General features: G+C 71.2%; 23 protein-coding genes and 2 CRISPR repeat arrays. Of the genes, 8 read left to right on the forward strand and 15 right to left on the reverse strand.

The window, feature by feature from the left end; genetic code table 11:
• Positions 1 to 6 precede the first annotated feature (6 nt).
• The 3 genes from AH6_RS19770 to AH6_RS19780 are packed head-to-tail and all read right to left on the reverse strand — an operon-like array spanning position 7 to position 3,869.
• Positions 7 to 1,488, reverse strand: coding sequence for a flavin-containing monooxygenase (locus tag AH6_RS19770; protein ID WP_067481921.1), 1,482 nt, complete (start codon positions 1,486 to 1,488; stop codon positions 7 to 9).
• 3 nt (positions 1,489 to 1,491) lie between these two features.
• Positions 1,492 to 2,985 (reverse strand): flavin-containing monooxygenase, encoded by a 1,494-nt coding sequence (locus AH6_RS19775; RefSeq protein ID WP_067481923.1) that lies wholly within the window; start codon positions 2,983 to 2,985, stop codon positions 1,492 to 1,494.
• Complete coding sequence (locus AH6_RS19780; RefSeq protein ID WP_067481925.1) at positions 2,982 to 3,869, reverse strand: SDR family NAD(P)-dependent oxidoreductase; 888 nt, start codon at positions 3,867 to 3,869, stop codon at positions 2,982 to 2,984. The genes AH6_RS19775 and AH6_RS19780 overlap by 4 nt, the downstream gene beginning before the upstream one ends.
• A gap of 149 nt (positions 3,870 to 4,018) precedes the next feature.
• On the opposite strand from AH6_RS19780, the gene AH6_RS19785 reads away from it, so the two are divergent.
• On the forward strand, positions 4,019 to 4,627 hold the full coding sequence (locus tag AH6_RS19785; protein ID WP_067481927.1) for a TetR/AcrR family transcriptional regulator: 609 nt from the start codon (positions 4,019 to 4,021) through the stop codon (positions 4,625 to 4,627).
• Here AH6_RS19785 and AH6_RS19790 read toward each other — a convergent pair.
• Entirely contained in the window at positions 4,624 to 4,845 is a 222-nt protein-coding gene (locus AH6_RS19790) for a hypothetical protein (protein ID WP_067481929.1), read from the reverse strand. The genes AH6_RS19785 and AH6_RS19790 overlap by 4 nt on opposite strands.
• Positions 4,846 to 4,923: 78 nt before the next feature.
• On the opposite strand from AH6_RS19790, the gene AH6_RS19795 reads away from it, so the two are divergent.
• Complete coding sequence (locus AH6_RS19795; protein ID WP_083983229.1) at positions 4,924 to 6,123, forward strand: sensor histidine kinase; 1,200 nt, start codon at positions 4,924 to 4,926, stop codon at positions 6,121 to 6,123.
• Complete coding sequence (locus AH6_RS19800; RefSeq protein WP_067481933.1) at positions 6,120 to 6,728, forward strand: response regulator transcription factor; 609 nt, start codon at positions 6,120 to 6,122, stop codon at positions 6,726 to 6,728. Before AH6_RS19795 ends, AH6_RS19800 begins: the two co-directional genes overlap by 4 nt.
• Here AH6_RS19800 and AH6_RS19805 read toward each other — a convergent pair.
• Complete coding sequence (locus tag AH6_RS19805) at positions 6,725 to 7,126, reverse strand: hypothetical protein (protein ID WP_067481935.1); 402 nt, start codon at positions 7,124 to 7,126, stop codon at positions 6,725 to 6,727. The genes AH6_RS19800 and AH6_RS19805 overlap by 4 nt on opposite strands.
• Positions 7,126 to 7,563, reverse strand: coding sequence for a hypothetical protein (locus AH6_RS19810; protein WP_067481936.1), 438 nt, complete (start codon positions 7,561 to 7,563; stop codon positions 7,126 to 7,128). Before AH6_RS19810 ends, AH6_RS19805 begins: the two co-directional genes overlap by 1 nt.
• Before the next feature lie 222 nt (positions 7,564 to 7,785).
• Here AH6_RS19810 and bla point away from each other — a divergent pair, with 222 nt between their 5' ends.
• On the forward strand, positions 7,786 to 8,754 hold the full coding sequence (bla, locus tag AH6_RS19815; protein ID WP_083983206.1) for a class A beta-lactamase: 969 nt from the start codon (positions 7,786 to 7,788) through the stop codon (positions 8,752 to 8,754).
• Positions 8,755 to 8,792: 38 nt separating this feature from the next.
• Here bla and AH6_RS46695 read toward each other — a convergent pair whose 3' ends face one another.
• The 5 genes from AH6_RS46695 to AH6_RS19835 form a co-directional block, all read right to left on the reverse strand.
• Positions 8,793 to 8,921: a hypothetical protein gene (locus AH6_RS46695; protein WP_281180265.1), complete on the reverse strand. Its 129-nt coding sequence runs from the start codon at positions 8,919 to 8,921 to the stop codon at positions 8,793 to 8,795.
• Positions 8,922 to 9,067: 146 nt separating this feature from the next.
• A complete protein-coding gene (locus AH6_RS19820; RefSeq protein WP_067481938.1) occupies positions 9,068 to 9,619 on the reverse strand; it encodes a dihydrofolate reductase family protein in 552 nt (183 codons plus the stop codon).
• Positions 9,620 to 9,635: 16 nt separating this feature from the next.
• Complete coding sequence (locus tag AH6_RS19825) at positions 9,636 to 10,121, reverse strand: SRPBCC family protein (protein WP_067481940.1); 486 nt, start codon at positions 10,119 to 10,121, stop codon at positions 9,636 to 9,638.
• A complete protein-coding gene (locus AH6_RS19830; protein ID WP_067481942.1) occupies positions 10,118 to 10,477 on the reverse strand; it encodes an ArsR/SmtB family transcription factor in 360 nt (119 codons plus the stop codon). The genes AH6_RS19825 and AH6_RS19830 overlap by 4 nt, the downstream gene beginning before the upstream one ends.
• A 79-nt stretch (positions 10,478 to 10,556) precedes the next feature.
• Positions 10,557 to 10,952, reverse strand: coding sequence for a peptidase inhibitor family I36 protein (locus AH6_RS19835; RefSeq protein ID WP_067481944.1), 396 nt, complete (start codon positions 10,950 to 10,952; stop codon positions 10,557 to 10,559).
• A gap of 145 nt (positions 10,953 to 11,097) precedes the next feature.
• Between AH6_RS19835 and AH6_RS19840 the strand changes: the two genes are divergently transcribed.
• On the forward strand, positions 11,098 to 12,066 hold the full coding sequence (locus tag AH6_RS19840) for a GlxA family transcriptional regulator (RefSeq protein ID WP_067482109.1): 969 nt from the start codon (positions 11,098 to 11,100) through the stop codon (positions 12,064 to 12,066).
• A gap of 74 nt (positions 12,067 to 12,140) precedes the next feature.
• Positions 12,141 to 12,416, forward strand: coding sequence for a DUF998 domain-containing protein (locus tag AH6_RS19845; protein WP_245679383.1), 276 nt, complete (start codon positions 12,141 to 12,143; stop codon positions 12,414 to 12,416).
• A gap of 217 nt (positions 12,417 to 12,633) precedes the next feature.
• Positions 12,634 to 13,211: a CRISPR direct-repeat array (repeat unit 29 nt; unit sequence CTGCTCCCCGCGCACGCGGGGATGGACCC).
• Positions 13,212 to 13,342: 131 nt separating this feature from the next.
• Here AH6_RS19845 and AH6_RS19850 read toward each other — a convergent pair.
• Complete coding sequence (locus AH6_RS19850; protein ID WP_245679384.1) at positions 13,343 to 14,167, reverse strand: SAM-dependent methyltransferase; 825 nt, start codon at positions 14,165 to 14,167, stop codon at positions 13,343 to 13,345.
• A 98-nt stretch (positions 14,168 to 14,265) separates the two neighbouring features.
• Positions 14,266 to 15,459 (reverse strand): DUF5753 domain-containing protein, encoded by a 1,194-nt coding sequence (locus AH6_RS19855; RefSeq protein WP_157431589.1) that lies wholly within the window; start codon positions 15,457 to 15,459, stop codon positions 14,266 to 14,268.
• Between the two features lie 170 nt (positions 15,460 to 15,629).
• On the opposite strand from AH6_RS19855, the gene AH6_RS19860 reads away from it, so the two are divergent.
• Complete coding sequence (locus tag AH6_RS19860) at positions 15,630 to 15,842, forward strand: hypothetical protein (protein ID WP_067481950.1); 213 nt, start codon at positions 15,630 to 15,632, stop codon at positions 15,840 to 15,842.
• Positions 15,839 to 16,477 carry a hypothetical protein gene (locus AH6_RS19865; RefSeq protein ID WP_157431590.1) on the forward strand — a complete coding sequence of 213 codons (639 nt, stop codon included), beginning with the start codon at positions 15,839 to 15,841 and terminating at the stop codon, positions 16,475 to 16,477. The genes AH6_RS19860 and AH6_RS19865 overlap by 4 nt, the downstream gene beginning before the upstream one ends.
• A gap of 188 nt (positions 16,478 to 16,665) precedes the next feature.
• A CRISPR array of direct repeats spans positions 16,666 to 17,182; the repeat unit is 29 nt; unit sequence CTGCTCCCCGCGCACGCGGGGATGGACCC.
• A 147-nt stretch (positions 17,183 to 17,329) separates the two neighbouring features.
• On the opposite strand, the gene AH6_RS19870 is transcribed toward AH6_RS19865, so the two are convergent.
• Both AH6_RS19870 and AH6_RS19875 read right to left on the reverse strand, forming a co-directional pair.
• Positions 17,330 to 19,162 (reverse strand): WD40 repeat domain-containing serine/threonine protein kinase, encoded by a 1,833-nt coding sequence (locus tag AH6_RS19870; protein WP_067481954.1) that lies wholly within the window; start codon positions 19,160 to 19,162, stop codon positions 17,330 to 17,332.
• Between the two features lie 3 nt (positions 19,163 to 19,165).
• Complete coding sequence (locus AH6_RS19875; RefSeq protein ID WP_067481956.1) at positions 19,166 to 21,133, reverse strand: WD40 repeat domain-containing serine/threonine protein kinase; 1,968 nt, start codon at positions 21,131 to 21,133, stop codon at positions 19,166 to 19,168.
• Between the last annotated feature and the right edge of the window lie 134 nt (positions 21,134 to 21,267).

Raw genomic sequence — 21,267 nt, forward strand, 5'->3', positions numbered from 1 at the left:
ACGCGGTCACGGGGTGAACGCGTAGTCGTCCAGGTCGAAACGCCTGGAGCGTCGGAGGGCCTGCAGGGTCGAGGTGGGGCGCAGGAGCGGGGCGTCGCCGTCGGCGGCGAAGTAGTAGCTGTTGGACGTCCCGCAGTTGTTGTTGTAGAACGCGGTGCCCTTGCTGCGCCGCAACATGTCGCGGAAGAACCGGTCGCTGGCCTCCTGCCGTACCTGGACCCTGGTCGCGCCCCGGCGGCGCGCCTCGGTGAGGCAGCGCAGCACGTGGGTGCTCTGGTACTCGATCATGCCGAACCAGGAGAAGCCCGTGAACGAGTAGGGCCCCATCAGCATCCACAGGTTGGGCGCCTGGGGCACCGACGTCCCTTCATACGCCTGGTAGCGGTTGCGGGTCCAGTGCTCGCCGAGGTCCACGCCGCCCGCGCCCGCGATCGGGTACGGCGGCAGGTTGTCGGGGTCGATCACCTTGAAGCCGGTGCCGAGGACGAGGGTGTCGAACTCGTGCTCGACGCCGTCGGCGGTGCGGACGCCCTTGGGCGTGATCCGCTCGATCCCGGCCGTCACCAGGTCCACGTTGGGGCGGCGGAACGCCGGGAAGTAGGTGCTCGACATCGACGGCCGCTTGCAGCCGAAGCCGTAGGTCGGCGTCAGCTTGGCGCGCAGGTCCGGCTCGGGCACCTGCCGTTTGAGGTGCGCCAGGCACAACCGCTCCAGGCCCTTCACCACGAACGGGTAGCGCCGGTTCTGCGTGACGCCGGTGACCAGGAACAGCTCCACGACGGCGTTGGTGCCCGCGCGCACGATCCGCTGCGTCACCGGCACGCGCCGGTACAACGTCCGCACCGGCTTCGGGATGCGGAAGTCGGCCTTGGGCGCCACCCAGATCGCGGTGCGCTGGTAGACGTACAGGTGCTCGACCCGCCGCGCGATCTTCGGGATGACCTGGAGTGCGGACGCGCCAGTGCCGACCAGCCCGACGCGGCGGCCCGTCAGGTCGTGGTCGCCGTCCCACTCGGCGGTGTGCATGACCTTCCCGGCGAAGTCGTCCAGGCCGGGGATGTCGGGCCGCTTGGGCTGGTGCAGGACGCCGTTGGCGGTGATGAGGAACCGCGCGGTGATCTCCCCGGCGGAGGTCGTCAGCCGCCACCGGTGGCCGTCCTCGTCCCAGTCGGCGCGCTCGACGCGGGTGCCGAGCCGCAGGTGGTCGCGGAGCCGGTACTTGTCGGCGACGTGGTCGGCGTAGCGCTTCAGCTCGTCGCCGGGCGCGAACACCCGCGACCAGTCGGGGTTGGGCTCGAAGGAGAAGGAGTAGGAGGCCGACGGGATGTCCACGGCGATGCCGGGATAGGTGTTGACCAGCCACACGCCGCCGATGTCGGCGCGCTGGTCCACGATGGCGAAGTCGTCGAAGCCGTGCCGTTTCAGCTCGATCGCGATGCCGAGGCCGGAGAACCCGGCCCCGACCACCACCACCTCATGGTGGGGCATGACTCACCTCTTGGGGGTGTAGGCGTAGTCGTCCAGGTCGAAGGTGCGGGCGCGCCGCCACACGTACAGGCCCGACTGCGGCCGCACGTAGGGGGAGTCGCCGTGCCGGTCGAAGTAGTAGCTGTTGGAGGAGGCGCAGCTCGGCTGGCCGAGGATGGTGCCCTTCATGCGGCGGCGCATGTCGTCGGTGAACGCGTCGTGCGGGGCCTGCTTGACGACCATCCGCCCGGCGCGGCGGCGGCGCGCCTCCACGATGCAGCGGGTGGCGTGCGTGGCCCCGGCCTCGATGATCGAGAACCAGGACGCGCCGGTGACGGTGTAGGGGCCGTTCATCAGCCAGAAGTTGGGGGCCTGCGGCACCGCCAGGCCCTCGTAGTTCTGGTAGCGGTTGCGGTCCCAGTGCTCGCCCAGCTCCACGCCGCCGAGGCCGGTCACCGGGAACGGCGGCATCGCGCCCAGCTCCAGGATCTTGAAGCCGGTGGCGAGGACGAGGGTGTCGACGGGGCGCTCGCGGCCGTCGCGGGCGACGATGCCGGTCGCGGTGACGCGCTCGATGCCGTCGGTCACCAGCTCCACGTCGTCGCGCGTGAACGTCGGGAAGTAGCGGTTGGAGAACGAGGGGCGCTTGCAGCCGAACCCGTAACGCGGCGTCAGCTTGCGCCGCAGCGCCCGGTCGGGCACCTGGCGGCGCAGGTGCGCGCGGCAGACCGCCTCGGTGGCGCGCACCAGGAACGGGGCCTTGTTGTAGTGCACGATGCCCAGCACCATGACCACCTCGGAGGCGACCGTGGTGAGGAACCGGACCAGGCGCTGCACCGGCGGCGCGAGCCGGAACAACGCCCGCACGGCCGCCGGGATCGGGAAGTCCACCTTGGGCAGCACCCAGATCGGCGTGCGCTGGTAGACGTCCAGGTGCGCGGCCCGTTCGGCGATCTCGGGGACGACCTGGAGCCCGGACGCGCCGGTGCCGATCACCGCGACGCGCTGGCCGGACAGGTCGTGGTCGTGGTCCCAGCGCGCGGTGTGGACGATCTTCCCGGTGAACTCGGCCAGGCCGGGGATGTCGGGGTTCTTGGGCTGGTCGAGCGGCCCGACCGCGCACACCACGAACCGGGCCGTCAGCTCGCCGTGCTCGGTGCGCACGCGCCACAGGTCGGCGGTCTCGTCGAAGTCGGCCCGCGCGACCTTGGTGTTCAGGCGCAGGTGGCGGCGCAGCTTGTACTTGTCGGCGACGTGCTCGGCGTAGGCGCGCACCTCCGCGCCGGGCGCGAACGAGCGCGTCCAGCCGGGGTTGGGCTCGAAGGAGTAGCAGTAGGTGGCCGACGGGATGTCCACGGCCACGCCCGGATAGGTGTTGTGCCGCCAGACGCCGCCGACGCTGGGCGCGGCGTCGAGGATGACGAAGTCGCGCACGCCCTTGCGGCGGAGCTGGACGCCGACGCACAGGCCGGAGAAGCCCGCGCCGACGATGACGACCTCGTGGTCGGGCTTGCTCAACGCGGGTCTCCTTCGGGACGGAGGGACGGCTCAGGGGCGGCGCGCAGGGTGGCCTGCTCGATGACGCGCCGGTCGTGGTCGCCGCGCGCGCCGAACGTCTGCCGGTAGGCGCGGTCGCCGTTCAGCAGCCGCTTGACGGTCCGCACCACCGGCTCGGGCGTCACGCCCAGCACCGGCTGCGCGGCCGCGAGCCAGCCCGGCACCGGGTACTCGGCGCGCCGGGTGACGCAGCTCTTCACGATCGCCGCCGCCACCCGCTCGGGGTCGATGGTCGGCAGGCCCCCGCCCAGCCGGACGCCCTCGGTGAGCCCGGTGCGGACGGCGGTCGGCAGCACCGCGCTGACGCTCACGCCCGTCCCGGCGACCTCCTCGCGGACGGCGGCGGTCAGCCCCACCGCCGCGTACTTGCTGGCGTTGTAGACCGCCATGCCCGGCAGCGGCAACTTCCCGGCCATGGACGCGACGTTGACGACGTGGCCCCGGCCGCGCTCGATCATGCCCGGCAGCGCCAGCCGCATCCCGTGCACCAGGCCCCAGACGTTGACGTCGAGCGTGGCGGCGCTGACGGCGTCGGGCTCGGCCAGGAACGGGCCCAGCGGCATGATCCCGGCGTTGTTGACCAGGATGTCCAGCGGCCCGGCCCGCTCGGCGACCCCGGCGAGGAAGGCGGCGTAGGAGTCGCGGTCGGTGACGTCCACCGCGAAGGCGTGCACGCCTGGGCCGAGGTCGGCGACCGTCTGCGCGGCGGCCTCGGCGTCGCGGTCGCCCACGCACACCGTCGCGCCGCGCCGCGCGAACGCCTCGGCGGCGGCCCGCCCGATGCCCCGGCCGCCGCCGGTGACGGCCACGACCGCGCCGGCGCGCGCCACTGCGGGATATCTCATCGGCGGGCTCCCCTTCGGCTCATTTGAGATACCGAAGGTATTTGGGACTTGGACGCGCCGTCAATAGGCGCTTACTTGCGCACGTTGAGCGGGGCGGCGGCTTCACATACCGTGGGTATCGGAGTACCGGTGGCCGATAGGGTGGGCGGATGGCGCGACTGACCAGGGCCGAGAGCCAGGCGCGGACCCGCGAGCTGCTGCTCGCCACGGCCCGGCGGCTGTTCCTGCGTGACGGGTATCACGCCACCACGCTGGAGAAGGTCGCCGAGGCGGCCGGGTTCTCCAAGGGCGCGGTCTACTCCAACTTCGGCACTAAGGACGAGCTGTGCCAGACGGTGATCGAGGCCGTCCGCGCCGAGCAGGTCCAGGCCATCATGGACGCGTTCCTGGGGGAGGGTTCCGACGCCGACCGGCTGGCGGTGTTCGCCGAATGGGCCGAGCACACCATCGGCGACCCCGGCTGGACGCTGCTGGAGGCCGAGTTCGCCATCCACGCCGCGCGCCGCGACCCGGGCCTGCGCGACCGCGTCGCCGAGGGCGGGCGCAAGTGGGTCGGGGCGCTGCGGTTCCTGCTGGAGGAGGAGGCGCGGCGGCGCGGCCTCGCGCTGCCGATGCCCGCGGGCGAGCTGGCCGACGCCCTGCTCAGCCTGGGCGTCGGCCTCGGCCTGCGGCGCGCGGTCGATCCCGCGCTGTCACCGCACGCACTTCCCGGAATGATCGGGTTGTTGCTCGAAATGGCCGATGCGGACGGCCGTTAGGCGTTCGGGTCGTCCTCGGTGAGCGGCCCCGCCCGCTTGACCCGGGCCTTGCCCTCGGCCGGGTCGTCGTCCTCGGCGGGGAAGGCGTCCTGCTGGCCCACGTCCACTCCCGGCACGTCGGTGCCGCCCGGCTCGTCCTCCTGCCGGGAGTACTCCTCCTCGGCGGCGGGCACGGTGGCGGAAAGGTCGTCGGCGCTGCGTTCTTCGCGATCAGTCATGCCCTCACGCATACCCATCTGGGCGTGACCATGCGCAAGGAACGCCTCGCGGCGGGCCCGGCATAGCATCGTCGCGTGATGAGCGACACGGACGTCCCCTGGGACGACCGGCGGGTGCGGCGCGCTCGGGCCGCGACGCTGGCCGCGCAGGGCGTCACGGTCGCGACGGCGCTGGCGATGCCGGCGATCGGGTTGCTGTTCGAGCCGCGCCCGGGGTGGATCGTGGCGGGGGCGACCGGGACGCTGCTGTTCGCGGGGGCGCTGGCGGTGGCGCTGTACGGGGCGGTGACGCCGTGGCTGGGGGAGACGGCGCGGCGGCGCTCGTTGGCGAGCTTGGCTGCGGCGACCGTGCTGTCGGTGCCGCTGGTGGCCCCGGCGGGCGCGGACGAGTGGGAGACGTGGTCGTGGATCGGCGGGACGGCCGCCGGGGTCGCGCCCCTGCTGCTGCCGCGCGTCCCGGCGGCGCTGGCGGTGGCGGGCGCGGCGGCGGCCACGGCCGGGATCGGCTGGTGGGCGGGCGACCCGGTGCTGTACCTGCTGCTGGCGGCGTCGCTGGCGGTGACGATCGCGGCGATGAGCGGGATGCCGGTGTGGATGTGGGGCCTGCTCGCCGACGCGCAGGCGGGCCGCGCGGCGCAGGCCCGGCTGGCGGCGGCCGAGGAGCGGCTGCGGTTCGCGCGCGACGTGCACGACCTGCTGGGCCACGACCTGTCGGTGATCGCGCTCAAGGCGGAGCTGGCCGAGCGCCTGGCACCGGTGGACGCCGGGGCCGCCGCCCGCGAGGCCGCCGAGGTGCGCCGCCTGGCGGCGTCCGCGCTGGACGGGGTGCGCGGCGCGGTGCACGGCTACCGGCAGGTGGACGTGGCGGCGCAGGCGGCGGCGATCGAACGGGTGCTGGCGGCGTCCGGGGTGCGCTGCACGGTGCGGGGCACGGCGGCGGGGGCCCCGGCGGAGTTCGCGGCGGTGCTGCGGGAGGCGAGCACGAACGTGCTGCGGCACAGCCGAGCGCGGTGGTGCACGATCGAGTTCGTGCGGGACGGCGGCGGGGTGCGGATGCGGGTGGCCAACGACGGCGCGGGCGAGGCGGTGCCGGACCGGCGAAGCTCGGGGCTGCGGGGCTTGGCGGACCGGCTGGCGGAGAGCGGCGGGACGCTGCGGACCTGGCGGGAGGACGGGGTGTTCACGTTGGAGGCGACGATGCCCGAGACGGGACGCGAGGCCGGGCGCGAAACCGGTTCCGAGGCGGGGGCCAGCCCTGAGACTGGAGCCGCCGGATGATCCGGGTGTTGCTCGCCGACGACGAGGACCTGATCCGCACCGCGCTGGCCGCGCTGCTCGGTCTGGAGCCCGACCTTGAGGTCGTCGCCCAGGCGTCCGGCGGGCGGGCGGCGGTGGACGCGGCGCTCGCGCACCGTCCCGACGTCGCCGTCGTGGACCTGGAGATGCCCGGCGGCCCCGACGGGCTGGGCGTCGCGGCCGAGCTGGCGCGGGCGTTGCCGTCGTGCCGGGTCGTGATCCTCACCGGGCACGGCCGTCCCCCGCTGCTCCAGCGGGCGCTGGAGGCGGGGGCGCGGGCGTTCCTGCCCAAGGGGTCGCCGGGCGGGGCGCTCGCCGACGTGATCCGGCGGGTGCACTCGGGCCAGCGGTACGTGGACCCGGCGCTGGCGGCCGACGCGCTGACCGCGCCGCCGTGCCCGCTGACCGACCGCGAGCTGGAGGTGTTGCGGCTGGCCGAGCACGACGCGCCGGTCACGGTGATCGCGCGGAAGGCGGGGCTGTCGCAGGGGACGGTCCGCAACTACCTGGCGGCCGCGGCGACCAAGATCGGCGCGTCCGGGCGGGCGGAGGCGTACCGCATCGCGCACGAGCATGGCTGGCTCTAGGAGGCACTGCGCTCGTGGGCGGCGTGCCCGGTGTACTCGGCCGGGCGCAGCAACATCGCCGCGAGCATGGCCGGGAACATCAGGACATGGCCGCCCATCATCACCCCGTGGCCCTCCATGACGCCCGCCCACAGCAGCGGGAAGAACACCGCGTACGACAGGTACATGGCCGCGCACATCTCGGCGATCGGCCGCCAGCCGTGTCGCCGGAACCGCATCCACGCCGCCATGCCGACGCTCATCGTCGTGGCCATGACCAGCGACGACACCTCTACCGACGGGTCGTCGGGGGCGACCAGCAGCCACAGCGGCCACAACACCAGCATCCCGACGAACATGGAGACGACCATTTCCAGGTAGTGCAGGGCGAAGTGGGCTTTTCCGCTCCGGACGCGCATCAGATCTTCCCTTCCAGGGGCAGGACGAGAACGGCGGCCACGATGACGTCGGCGACCACGCAGAACAGGGCATAACCGCGCGGCACGACCCTGTCGGAACGGTGGTGGACCGCGTCCCAGACGGCATGCGCGAGCCAGCCCGCGGCCACCAGGTAGCGGCCGACGTCGGGGCTGACGGCGAGCGAGGCGAGGGCGAGCGCCGTCAGGACGGCCAGCGCCGCGACCTGCGCGCTGAGCACGCCGCGCGTGCGCAGCTCGCCGCGGATCGCCCCGAAGGCCAGGTAGGCGAGGGCGAGGACCGGCAACATCCAGGTGACGAAGTTGCCGGAGGTCCAGGGGAGGGCACTGGAGGCCGTCAGCCAGCCGACGACGACCCCGATCAGCACGGCCGTGGACGCCCAGGCCGGGTGCTTGAAGTGCGAGTGCAGTGATGTCATGGCTTCAGCGTCCGGCGCGGGGTGTGCAAAGAGCAGGGGCACGATGTCATCGGTTCGGGGTGCGGTTTGCATGGACGGGCCGTGCGGACGGCGGTCCCCTGGCCTGTGACCTGCGTGGATACGCATCCCCATATGAACTCCTGACGCAGGTGGCTATTGGACATCGGGCGGCGCTCCTGATCTCCTCGTGAAGGTCGGAGACCGAGACGTGAGGAGTCCTGTATGCAGTCGCGCCGCCCCCGTCCTGCCGGAAAGACGCTGGGCATCGCCGCGCTGGCGGCGTCGGTGTTGTTCGCCGGGACGGCCTGCGGCTCGGGGGAGGCCGCCACGCGGCAGGCGTCCCCGGTCGCGTCGGGGACGACCGTCCAGGCGTCCCCGCCGGGGCGGGCGCTCGTCCAGAAGGAGCTGCGCAGGCTGGAGGCGTCGTACAAGGCGCGCGTCGGCGCGTTCATCCTCGACACGGGCACCGGCACGAGCATCGGCCACCGCGTGAACGAGACCTTCCCGACCGCCTCGACGTTCAAGGCGATGGCGGCGGCCGCCGTCCTGGACAGGGCGCGCCGGAGCGATCCGGGCCTGCTCGACCGCACCGTGCACTGGAAGAAGTCCGACGAGATGCCCAACTCGCCGCTCACGCAGGGGCGCGGGGAGAAGGGCATGAAGGTCGCCGAGATCTCCCGGGCGGCCATCACCCACAGTGACAACACGGCGGGGAACCTCCTGCTCAAGCAGATCGGCGGACCGGCGGGCCTGACGCGCTTCTACCGGTCGATCGGGGACCGGGTGACGCGGTCGGACCGCTGGGAGCCCGCGCTGAACGAGTGGAAACCGGGCGAGAAGCGCGACGTGACCACTCCCGCCGCGATGGGACGCAACCTCCAGAACCTCGTGCTGGGCAAGGCGCTCGTGTCGCAGGACCGGGAGCGGCTGGCCGGATGGATGCGCGCGACCGTGACCGGTGACAATCGCATCCGGGCGGGCGTGCCGAAGGGCTGGAAGGTGGGGGACAAGACGGGGACGGGCGGCAGGTACGCGCCCGCCAACGACATCGCGGTCGCGTGGCCGCCGTCCGGCGCGCCCGTCGTGATCGTCGTCTACACCACCCGTCGCGATCCTGACGCGAAGGTGGAGGAGAAGCTGATCGCCTCCACGACGGAGGTCCTGGTGCGCGGTCTGGGCAAGGGGGCCTGACGTCCGGCCGGGGGAGGCGGCCCCGGCCGGACGCCCGGTCAACGGTTGACGATCCACCAGACGATGACGCCCCCGGCGGTGCTGCCGGTGCCGTAGGCGAGGCCGCGGACGGCGGCGAAGAGGGCGGCGCGGTGGAGGCGGCGGAAGAGCTTGCGGTCGGGTCGCATGGCGCGGGTTCCTTTCGTTCGTGCCGTGCGACCCATCTCGCTGCTCCGGCCGGTTTCCGGCGATCTACGCCTTGCCCCGGCGGGGGTGTTCGTGCTGGTGAGGTTGTGGTCCGGAGGACGTCCGGTCCGGATCCGGAGGTGCCGGGTCAGGAGCGGGCGGGCTGCCAGTGCATGGCGATGACGCCGCATTCGAACGGGGTCGCATCAGCCAGACGGAACCGCTGGGCGGGGAACACCGGCACGCCCTCGCCGATCGCGACGGGGTTGACGAACAGGTGGATCTCGTCGAGCAGCTCCTTGGCGATCAGTTCGCGGGCCACGCTGCCGCCGCCCGCGACCATGACGTCGCCGCCCGGCTGGGCCTTGAGCTTGCCGACGATCTCGGCGAGGTCGCCGCCGGTGACCGTCGCGTTCTTCCAGGGCGACTCGGTCAGGCTGTGGGAGAGCACGAGCTTGGGCGTGTTGTTCATCTTGTCGATGCCCTCCTGCGTCTCGCCCTCGGGGCCGGACTCCCAGGCCGGGATGAAGCCTTCGGCGAGCTTGCGGCCCAGCACGATGCAGTCGACCGGTTCCCACAGGGCCTCGACGTGGGCGCTGATGTCGTCGGTCCAGGACGCCGCCACCCAGTCCAGCTCGCCGTTCGGGCCGGACAGGTAGCCGTCGGCGGTGGTCTGGAGCTGGAGCTTGATCTTGCGCATGGGGTTCCTCTCGGGGTCACTCGGCGAGCAGGGTGTCCATCTGGCCGACGCACGTGGCGAAGACCTCGGGCGCGCCGAGGCGCACCAGTTCCTCCATGTGTTCCGGGGAGGCGAACAGGGACCGGACGCGCATCCGGGTGCCGCCCTCGTGCTCGGTCAGACGGACCTGCACGGTGGTGGGCGGGGCGTCGGGGAGGGGCGTGCCGTCCGGGTCGGCGAAGCGGTCGACGAACTCCAGGGACGTCGGCGGGGTGACCTCGGTGATCTGCCACAGGCCGCGGGACTTGTCGCCCTGCGGGCCGGTCATGAAGTAGGCGACGCCGCCGCCGGGGGACAGGTCATGGTCCTCGACCGTCGCGGGGTATTCGGACGGGCCCCACCAGCGCTCCAGCTGCCGGGGGTCGGACCACAACCGCCAGACGCGCTCGACCGGGGCGTCGAAGTCGGCGACCAGGGTGAGGGTGAGGTTGTCGAAGTCCTTGTCCACGCTGGTGACGCTCATCGGGAGTGTCCTTCCGGGGGATCAGTGGGCTCGGCGAGCAGGTCGGCCATGCGGTCCAGGCGGCCTCGCCAGAGCGCTTCCAGCTCGTCGAGGGCGTGGCGTGCGCGTCGGACGGCGTCGGGCTCGGCGCGCACGAGCTGCTCGCGGCCGTGCCGTTCCTTGGTGACGAGCCCGGCGCGCTCCAGGACGGCGACGTGCTTCTGGACGGCGGCGAAGCTCATCGGGTACGCCTCGGCCAGGCGCGACACCGACAGCTCGCCCAGGACGGAGCGGCGCAGGATGTCGCGGCGGGTGGCGTCGGCGAGGGCGTGGAAGAGGCGGTCCACGGTGGCGTCGTCGAGTTCAGTTACAACCATTTGGTTGTAGGTTAGCGCTTGTTCCGATCACGCGGAAGGCGGGCCGGCCGCACGCTTCCGGGGCGGCCGGCCCGCGCGGTCAGCAGCCGGAGTTGAAGATGCCGTAGCTCTCGGCCTCGTTGTCGTAGCCGTTCAGCCGCAGGTCGGGGCGGAGCCGCTGCGCGCCGCTCTTCTGGATGGGGTGGGTACGACCGCTCCACGCGTCGTTGGCGTAGAGGACGACGCACTTGCCGGTGTTGTTGATGACGGACGAGATCTCGTTGTCGCCGTTCCAGCCGTCGATCTCGTGGTGACCGTTGATGGCGTACTGCTGCACGTAGAGGTCGCCGCCGTAGTAGGGGTCCTCCCACATGCAGACGTAGCCGCTGGGGCAGGAGGCGGCGGCCTGCGCGGCGGCGGAGGCGGGGGTGGTGCCGAGGCCGCAGGCGAGGAGGGCGAGGGTGCCGGTGAGGGCGAGGGACTTGCCGAGACGCATGATCTCTCCTGGGTGGGAAGGTGCGGAGCTCGTTGCTCCGCGCCGTGGGCCCACTGTGTTGCGGTCACGGTGCGGAGCCCAGGGGAGGGCGGTGCAGCGGTCCGGAAACTTGGGCGGGACGTCCCGGCGGCATAGGGTCGGCGCCATGACCGAACGGCGCGTGGTCATCGTGGGTTACGACGCGGCGGAGCTGCTGGACATCGCGTGCGTCACCGCGAGCCTGGAGATCGCGAACCTGCATGGTGCGTCGCCCGCGTACCAGGTGCGGCTGGCGAGTACCGGGGGCCGCCCGATCAGGTGCAGCGCGGGGTTGACGCTGGTGGCACAGGAGAGTCTGGAGCGCGTGTGCGGACCGCTGGACACGCTGATCGTGTCGGGCGGCGCGGGGCACGAGGCGGCGGCGGACGACCGGCTGGTGTTGGCGCACGTGCGTCGTCTGGCGCGGGAGAGCCGCCGGGTGGCGTCGGTGTGCACGGGGGCGAGCGTGCTGGCGGCGGCGGGTTTGCTGGACGGCCGCCGCGCGACGACGCACTGGCGGTGGGCACCGAGCTTGGCGGCGCGCTACCCGAAGGTGACCTTTGACCCGGACCCGATCTTCATCCGGGACGGTGGGCTGAGCACGGCGGCGGGGGTGACGAGCGCGCTGGACCTGGTGCTGGCGTTCGTGGAGGAGGACCAGGGGGCGGCGATGGCGCGGAGCGTGGCGCGGAACCTGGTGACGTATTTGCAGCGTCCGGGCAACCAGGCGCAGGTGAGCATGTTCACGAGCGCGCCACCACCGGCGAACGAGCTGGTGAGGGAGGTGGTGGAGCACGTGACGGGCCATCCGGAGGGGGACTTGGCGACGGGGACGCTGGCGGGGCGGGCGGGGGTGAGCGAGCGGCATTTGACGAGGCTGTTCATCAAACATTTGGGGGAGACGCCGGGGCGGTTTGTGCGGCGGGCGAGGACGGAGGCGGCGGCGCAGTTGCTGGTGTCGACGACGTTGCCGTTGGGGGCGGTGGCGACGCGGTGTGGGTTCGGGACGGCGGAGACACTGCGGCAGGCGTTCGTGGCGCGGTATGGGGTGCCGCCGTCGCACTATCGGGCGACGCACTCTTCGACGGGTGTGTGATGGCGTTCCTAATTGTCAACGTGGGTTGACGTTTCCCGTGTGTCAATCTACGTTGACGTCATGGATCTTCGTGCGTGGATACCGCTGTGGTGTGGGGTGTTGGCGGGCCCGATCTTCACCTGACTTGGCTCGCGGAAAGGGTGATGCGCGCTGATTACGACCAGCTGCGGCATCCGGTGAACTCGCTGGCCTTGGGCGGCCGGGGTTGGATGCAGACCCTGAACTTCCTCGTGGCCGCCGCGCTGACGATTGCTTTCGCCATCGGCGTGCACCGCGCGTCGCGACGCTCGGCATGGGGCCCGGTGGCTCTTGGAAACGGGCGGGTCGGCGGCACTACCCGCCGGGCCTAGGTGCAACTAGATATCGCGCTCATGACCCTTTATGTGCCTGTCTGCTCAACGACGCAATTCCGGCCAGCGCAGGCTGAACGCCGTATCCTGAGGCGTGATGAGTGACTTGGCGGATGAGGGAGCAGGCGCTGCTCGGCTGTCGCCGCCCAAAATGTCCGGCTCTCCAAAAGTGCTCACGAATCGTGTTACTCGCTGGTAGAGCCCCAGCTCAGCGAGTCTGCTCCCCGCGCACGCGGGGATGGACCCCGTTCGGTCTCCTCGGCGACGGCGTAGACGTCCTGCTCCCCGCGCACGCGGGGATGGACCCAAGGGATGCACGGCTAGGTCAGCCGTAGATCACTGCTCCCCGCGCACGCGGGGATGGACCCCAAACCTGCCTACCCTCACCGCCGACGTGCCGCTGCTCCCCGCGCACGCGGGGATGGACCCGTGCCCTGCACCTCCAGGCGCGTGGACTGGACCTGCTCCCCGCGCACGCGGGGATGGACCCCGTTCCCGCCTACGTGGTCTTCCAGACCGACGCTGCTCCCCGCGCACGCGGGGATGGACCCACATCGGCCACGAACGCGTCGGCACGGACTACCTGCTCCCCGCGCACGCGGGGATGGACCCGGCCCGTCCTCGACGTCGGCCTGGCCCTCGGCCTGCTCCCCTCGCACGCGGGGATGGACCCAACGCCGTCAACCCCTCGAGCACGGGCCGTTCCTGCTCCCCGCGCACGCGGGGATGGACCCAATGCCGGGGTCATCGCGCGGCACCCGTTCATCTGCTCCCCGCGCACGCGGGGGTGACGCCGTTCCTGTCCCGTCCACTGACGCGGTGACAGCGGCTCCAGCGACTCCCACTCGGCAGCGGTCAGCTCACGGGCGACCCGCCGTGCTTCAAGGGCGATATGAACCAGAAAGCCCGTCCTTCGACGGCACCACCTAGGGCTTCCTCGCGACGCCGCCTACGCCGTCCACGTTCTCGGCGCCTATGTGGCCGAGGTCCGGCCGCCACTCCGGCAGCGGGACGATCCCGGGCTCTACCGGCTCCAGGTCCTCGAAGAATCCCTCGATCTCTTCGGGCGTGCGCAGCAGGTAGGGGACCGCGCCGGTGTCGTCGTAGCCCTGCTGGGCCTCGTTCAAGGCCGGGTTCGTGTTCGTGCCGTCGTTGAGCGCCAGGTAGCTGCCGGACGGAAGGACGTCCATCAGGCGGCGCACGATCGAGCGCGCCTCGTCGTAGTCGGTGATGTGCCCGAGCACGCCCATGAACAGCAGCCCGACCGGCTGGGAGAAGTCCAGGATCTTCGCGGCCTCGGCGATGATGCGCTCGGGCGCGCGCATGTCGGCGTCGATGTAATGCGTAGCGCCCTCAGGGGTGCCGACCAACAGGGCGCGGGCGTGGGCGAGCACCAGCGGGTCGTTGTCCACGTAGACGACGCGGCACTCGGACGCCAGCGACTGGGCCACCTGGTGGGTGTTGTCCTCAGTGGGCAGGCCAGTGCCGACGTCTAGCAGTTGCTGCACTCCCGCCTCGGTGACCAGGTAGCGGACAGCGCGGCCGAGGAAGGCCCGCTCGGCCTTGGCCAGGTCGAAGATGCCGGGGAACAGGCGGGCGTACTCGTCGCCCGCCTCCTGGTCGACGGCGAAGTTGTCCTTGCCGCCGAGCCAGTAGTTCCAGATGCGGGCCGAGTGGGGAACGCTGGTGTCGATCCCGCCCATGAGGTCCTTCTCGGCTTCCGTCAGGAATTCTCCGTGCTCGTTGTCCATCGTTCTCCTCCAGCCGCGAAAGGTGTCGAGTCCTTTCCGCCATCAGACCAGAAGACGGGGAAAGGAGCACGAGTTGTTGATCTTCTGGCTGGAGGTGGTCAGAGGAGCCGTTGCAGGAAACGGTGGCTCTCCTCCGGCGGGAGCGCCTTGACGATGAGGCTCGCGAACAGCTTCGAGAAGTAGGCGACATCGTGCTTCCCGGTCAGATACAGGCCGTGGTCTCGCTGTTCGAGGAAGACCATGTCGTCGAGGTGGGATTCGGGAAAGCGCATCACGGTGAGAGGGCCGTCGGCGAGCGCTGCGTTCGCGTCCTTTTCGGTGATTACCTGAATGGTGATGTTGGGGCGACCGGAAAGGCCGATGAGGTGGCGGATCTGAGCGCGCCACACGGGCGGGCTGCCCACGTTGTCCCGCAGGACGCGTTCGTGGATGATGGCCCACACCTTGAGGGGCTCGGGACGGTGGATGAGCTCCTGACGGAGCAGCCGCAGTTCGACCTTGCGCGCCAGGTCGTCCTCGCTGAGCTCGGGAAGCTCGTGGGCGATGGTCCGTCGAGCGTATTCGCCGGTCTGGAGCAGGCTGGGAATCCGGAGTGGGGCGTAGGTCCTGGCTTCGGACAGCTCCGGTTCGAGCATCAGGAACAGCTCGAACCAGTCGGGCACCACGTCCTGGTATCGCCGCCAGGGAGCGTCGCGGTTGCGCGCTTGGAGCTCGGCGATGAACCGGGGGCCGACGGCTCGCTGACGGTTCCCGCCTGGAAGGTGGCTGTTCGGACCGCTCGGGGACCAGGACGGGAGGTTGGTGGGCAGGCCGTTGCCGCTCTGGGTGTCGGTGTCGGCCGCCGCCGGTTGGACGTCGTGCCGGGCCTGCTCGACGGGTGGGATGTCGGCCGCCTGGTAGTGGCGTTCCAGTTCCGCGAGGGAGCACATCGTGCTCGTGTCGATGCGCTTGTCCTCGGCGTGTCGGCGCAGCGTCGCCCAGAACGAGACGACCAGCTCCCAGCGCAGGCTGCGGCGTCGTGGCCGGTTGAGCAGGTCGTGGATGGTCGAACGCGGGAGCCGGGTGACGGGGACGCCGTCCACCACTGCTCTGTTGTTCTGCAACTCCTCGGAGATCTCTTCGATGCGCTGGTAGGTGGGTGATCGCACCATGGTGTGGCAGGTCACCAGCGAGGAAATCAGCGCGTCGAAGCGACGCGCGCGATCGCCGTCCGTCATGCCCTTGTGTCCGATCCATCGCAGGTGAGCACGGTGATTGCCATATTTGCACCATCGCCACAGATGGTTCGCCAAGTTTCACATTTCGCATCCCTCGTCTCCGGAGGAACATCCCATCCCGGATGTTTCCGGCTATAGATCCTTTCGTTCGGACCTTGTCCGGGAGACGCGAACTGGCTGCCGGACGGGCCGTCGGCGGCGCAGAGTAAAGGCGATCATGATGGCCTACAGGAAAGGCACAGGCGATGTCCATCCGTAACACCCGGCCGCGCGAACGGGACGCGACCGCCGACGACGCGCTGATGGCCCTGTCGCTGATCACGGTCTGGTCGATGCGCACCGGCCGTTCGTTGCGTCCGGTGCCCGTGAGCGAGCTGACGGCGCAGGAGCTGGAGGACTTCTGGGCTGATGATCAGATGGTTGCGCCGGACGGTGCTTCTGGTGTGTCCCGGCCGTGAATGGCGGTCGTCTCGGCGTCTCGCCGCCGTCTTCGCTTCTGCTTGATGAGCTGCCGCCGCATATGCACACAACGTTTGTTGGCCTGGACATCTGCGGTTTCGGTGATCCGCGCCGGACGGCCGACGTGCAGCGCCTGCTCCGGGCCACGATGTACGACTTGGCTGCCGAGGCTTTCAGGATGAGCGGCGTTCCGTGGGCGGAGACCTACCAGGAGGACCGTGGCGATGGCGCGCTGATCGTCACGTCGCCTGCCGTTCAGGCCGCTGAGCTTTTGGAGCCGTTGGCGCACCATGCGGCGGTGTTGCTGCGTCGTTCCAACCGGTTGGCGGGCGAGGTGACGCGGCTTCGGCTGCGGATGGCGATGCATGTGGGTGACGTGCAGCGGGATGAGCATGGGCTGATCGGGCGTGCGGTGATTCATTTGCATCGGCTGCTGGAGGCGGAGGCGTTCAAGCGTGTGTTGGCGGCGACGCCGGATGCCGATCTGGGGATGCTGGTCTCCGATGAGCTCTACCGTTCCGGGTTGGAGAGCGGGGTCATCGACGAGGACGCCTATGCGTCTTTGCGGGTCTTGTGCAAGGAGACGCGGGGCAAGGCGTATCTGTGGCTGCCGCCGAGGTTTGCGGGACGGTAGCCGCATGTGCCTGGGGCGTCCGGGTTAGCTTCGCGCCGTCTGGGCGGCACGTCGTAGCCTGAGGCGTGATGAGTGACTTGGCGGGCGAGAGAACAGACGTTGCTCGACTGCCACTGTCTGAAATGTCCGTCTCTTTAAAAGTGCTCACGAATCGTGTTACTCGCTGGTAGAGCCCCAGGTCAGGGAGCCTGCTCCCCGCGCACGCGGGGATGGACCCTCGTGGCCTTCCTTGGTGATGCCGATCGGCTTCTGCTCCCCGCGCACGCGGGGATGGACCCGCCGCCCGCAAGCTTGGCCCGCTACCCGGTGTCTGCTCCCCGCGCACGCGGGGATGGACCCACGATCTGCCCGCCGGTCGTCTCGTTGATCAGCTGCTCCCCGCGCACGCGGGGATGGACCCCCCTTGGCGCCGACGGTGATGTTGTCGGTATTCTGCTCCCCGCGCATGCGGGGATGGACCCACTGCTCCACCGAACAGCAACCCGTCCACCTGCTGCTCCCCGCGCACGCGGGGATGGACCCGCGTTCGCGAAATTCAGCCGAAAAGCGTGGGACTGCTCCCCGCACACGCGGGGATGGACCCATCGACCCGACCGACGGGTCGGACTGGGTGAACTGCTCCCCGCGCACGCGGGGATGGACCCAGGCACTCGCGCGGGGCGACCGGGCCCAGCAGCTGCTCCCCGTGCACGCGGGGATGGACCCCCGAACCCGGGCGGCAGGACAACGCGGGCGCTCTGCTCCCCGCGCACGCGGGCGGGGATGGTTTCTGAGGGGTGTGGGTGCCGGGCTTGAAAGCTGTGTGCGGTGAGAGAGGCAGGGCGTAGGGACTGTCTGAGAGACGCTGGTTGCCTAGTGGAAGGTCCAGTAGCGCGTTGTTCCCGCTCCGCTTGTTGTCGCGAAGCTTTGGCCGTCTGGGGCGAACACGATGGTCTGGTAGCTGTCGGTGTCGCCGGGCAGCGTCGCCGTGTTGCGGCGGGTTGGGACGTGCCACAGGCGGATGTTCTTCTCGTCCGCGCTCACCAGCGTGTCGCCGTCCGGGCTGAACACCAGGGCCTTGATCTCGCCCTCGACGCCTTTCAGGGAGGCGCGGAGGTCACCGTCGGATGCGTCACGGAGTTCTACCGCCCAGTGGCTGCCGTTGGAGAGTGCGATGGTCTCGCCGTCGGGGCTGAACGCCAGGCAGGGGATTGAGCTGGCGGATTCGGAGGAGATCGCGTTGCCCTTGCCGGTGGCGATGTTCCAGCACGTCAGGCGGCCTGACAGGTAGCGCGGGCCAGCGAGGGTCTTTCCGTCTGGGGAGAAGGTCAGCGCGTTGGCGGTGTAGTCCGTCTTCATCTGGGTGTTCTTGTCGGTGGTGGTGTCCCAGATCTCGACGTATGCCGGGCCTTGGCCGCCACTGGCGGCCAGCGAGCGGTTGTCGGGGGCGAACATGAGGGCCTGGTCGCCCTGGGCTTTGGCGATGGTCTTGCGGGCCTTGCCCGATGCCACGTCCCACAGGCGCACGCCGCCGTTCTTGACGGCGCTGGCGAGGGTTCTGACGTCCGGGCTGAACGCCATGGGGCGCTGGTAGCCGTCGGAGTCCTCGATCTCGTGGGTGGTGACCTGCGCGGTGGCCAGGTCCCAGCGCAGGATCGACGCGAAGCCCGCGCCGTACAGCGTCTTGCCGTCGGGGGAGAACGCCAGGTCGAAGACGGCGACCTCCGAGCTTGGCAGGTTGACCGCCTTCGGCACGCCGATCGGGGTCTTCGGGGCCGCGCGCCGTCTGGCGGCGGGCGCGTCCTGCGGCCACAGCAGCACGGTTGGGACGCTGACGGCGGCCGTCGCCGCGACGGCCGCGCCGCCGAGCAGGACGGCGCGGCGTGGCAGGCGACGCGAGGGTGTCGTGGTGAGCGCGGTCAGGACGTCCGGCAGGTTGGGGCGCTGGGCCGGGTTCTTGGCGAGGCAGGCCGCGATCAGGTCGCGCAGGTGCGGGTCGGCGGCCAGGCCGTCCAGGTCGGGCGGTGCGCCGACGATCCGGTGCACGATCGCCGGGATCGTCGGCGCGTCGAACGGGCCGCGGCCTAGGGCGGCGTAGGCCAGCACGCAGCCGAACGAGAACACGTCGCTCGCCGGGCCGGTGACGTCGGCGCGCACCTGCTCAGGTGACATGAACGAGAAGGTGCCCACGACCGCGCCCGTCGAGGTCAGCGCGGTCGCGTCGGTGGCGCGGGCGATGCCGAAGTCGATGATGCGCGGGCCGTCCGGGGCCATGATGACGTTGCCGGGCTTGAGGTCGCGGTGCACCAGCCCGCACGCGTGGATCGCGGCGAGTCCCTCGGCCAGGCCCGCGCCCAGCTCGCGGACGGCGCGCGGCGCGAGCGGTCCTTGGCGCAGCACGACCTGCCGCAGGGACGGGCCGGGGACGAACGCCGTCACCATCCAGGGCGAGGCGGCGTTGGGGTCGGCGTCCACGACCTGCGCGGTGTGGAAACCGCCGACGCGGCGGGCCGCCTCGATCTCGCGGGCGAAGCGGCGGCGGAACTCCGGGTCGGCGGCGTACTGGGCGCGGACGACCTTCACCGCGACCTTGCGCCCGCTCGGCGAGGCCCCGAGGAACACCTCGCCCATGCCGCCCGCGCCCAGGCGTCCTTCGAGGCGGTAGGGGCCGATCTGGCGGGGGTCGTCGTTGCGCAGCGGGTCCACGGGTCAGACCTTCCAGAGGGTCACGGTGCCGTCGGGCTTGCTGCCGCCCACGCCGGCGACGGTGCGGCCGTCGGGGGTGAGGGCGATGCGCTCGACGGACTGGGAGTGGCCGACGAGGGTGGTGGTGAGCGCGCCGGTGGTGGCGTTCCAGACGCGGATGGTGCGGTCGGAGCAGGCGACGATGACCGCCGAGCCGTCCCGGGAGAACTTCACGTCCTTGGCGTTGGCTTCGCCTGTCTTGATGGTGAGGAGGGAGCGGCGGGTGGCGGGGTTCCAGATGCGGACGGTCCCGTCCGCGCCGCTGCTGGCGACGCGCTTGCCGTCGGGGCTGAACGCGACGCCGGTGACGCTCTCGGTGTGGCCGACGAGCTGGCCGCGCTTGCGGAGCGTCCGGCCGTCGAGGAGCAGGACGGTGCTGCCGGGCGGCTTGTTGTAGTAGCCGTCGACGCCGACGGCGACGGTCTTGCCGTCCGGGCTGTAGACGATGGCGTTGACGCCGCTGTGGCCGAGGTCGTGGGTGGCGAGGGTGCGGCCGGAGGCGGCGTCGAAGAGGCGGGCGTGGGGGTTGGCGCCTGCGATGGTGCGGCCGTCGGGGCTGTAGGCGATGGCGTTCAGGCCGAATTCGCTGATGCGGAGGCTCACGCGGATGCGGCCGGTGGCGGCGTCCCAGAGGAGGAGGGAGCCGGGCGTGCTGGAGGAGCTGGCGACGGTCTTGCCGTCGGGGCTGAGGGCGAGGGCGCTGACCCAGCCCGTGCGCTCGATGGTGCGGAGGGCGCGTCCGGTGCTCAGATCCCAGAGGACGATCTTGGCGTCCAGGCCACCGGCGGCGAGGGTGCGGCCGTCCGAGGCGATGGCGACTTCGGAGAGGGTCTTGATGCCTTCGGCGGCGAGCGAGCCGCTGGCGGAGACCAGGCCGTTCGGGCGGGGTGGCGCGGCGGGCGGCGACGCGCCGGCGTTCCCGTCCCGGGTCAGCAGGTAGGCGGCCGGGCCGCCGACGACGGCGGCCGCCGCGACCGCGCCGCCGCCGATGAGCAGCGTGCGGCGGTTGACGGGGGTGGCGGGCGCGAGGGTGGGGGCGTCCTGCTGGCGGGTGGCGACGAACGTGGCGTTGGCGTGCGTGCCGGTGGCGTCGTCGGGCGGGAGGAAGGTGGCGGGCCTTGGGGACAGGGCGACGATGCTCTGCGGCGCGGTCATGAGCGTGTCGAGGGTGGGGCGCTGGGCGGGGTCTTTGGCGAGACAGGCGGCGATGAGGTTGCGCAGGTCGTGGGGGAGCGCGGAGAGGTCGGGCTCGTCGTGCAGGACGCGGTGCACGATGGCGGGGATGGAGGTGGCGTCGAAGGGGCCGCGGCCGGTGGCGGCGTAGGCGAGGACGCAGCCGAGGGAGAAGACGTCGCCGGGTGGCCCGGAGGGTTGGCCCAGGACTTGTTCGGGCGGCATGTAGGCGTAGGTGCCGACGACGACGTTGTGCGAGGTCAGGACGGTGGCGTCGGTGGCGCGGGCGATGCCGAAGTCGATGATGCGGGGGCCGTCGGAGGCCATGATGGCGTTGCCGGGCTTGAGGTCGCGGTGCACCAGGCCGGACGCGTGGATGGCGGCCAGCCCTTCGGCGAGTCCGGCCGCGAGCCTGCGGACGGCGTCGGGATCGAGCGGCCCACGCTCGGCGACGACTTGCTGGAGGGACGGGCCGGGAATGAAGGCGGTGACGAGCCAGGGGGAGTCGGCGTTGGGATCAGCGTCCACGACCTGCGCGGTGTGGAAGCCGCCGACGCGACGGGCCGCTTCGACTTCGCGGGCGAAGCGCTGCCGGAAGCGCTCGTCCTCGGCGTACTCGGCACGGATGACCTTGACGGCGACGCGCCGCCCGCCGGGGGAGACGCCGAGGAAGACCTGCCCCATGCCACCTGCGCCGAGTCGCGCTTCTAGCTGGTAGGGGCCGACCCGTTGGGGGTCGCTGGCATGTAGAGGTTCCACAGGGTCACCCGCCGTTGGGCTCGGAAGCGTCCCCGGTTTTCTAGCAGACAGGGATGTTCTTTCAACACCTTGTTGCTGTTGGTGTGATGCAGTGCATGGAGGTGGCGGTGGAGGGTGTCGGGCTGGTGCGCTTG

It is taken from the genome of Actinomadura hibisca NBRC 15177 (assembly GCF_001552635.1).
Classification (GTDB): Bacteria; Actinomycetota; Actinomycetes; order Streptosporangiales; family Streptosporangiaceae; genus Spirillospora; species Spirillospora hibisca.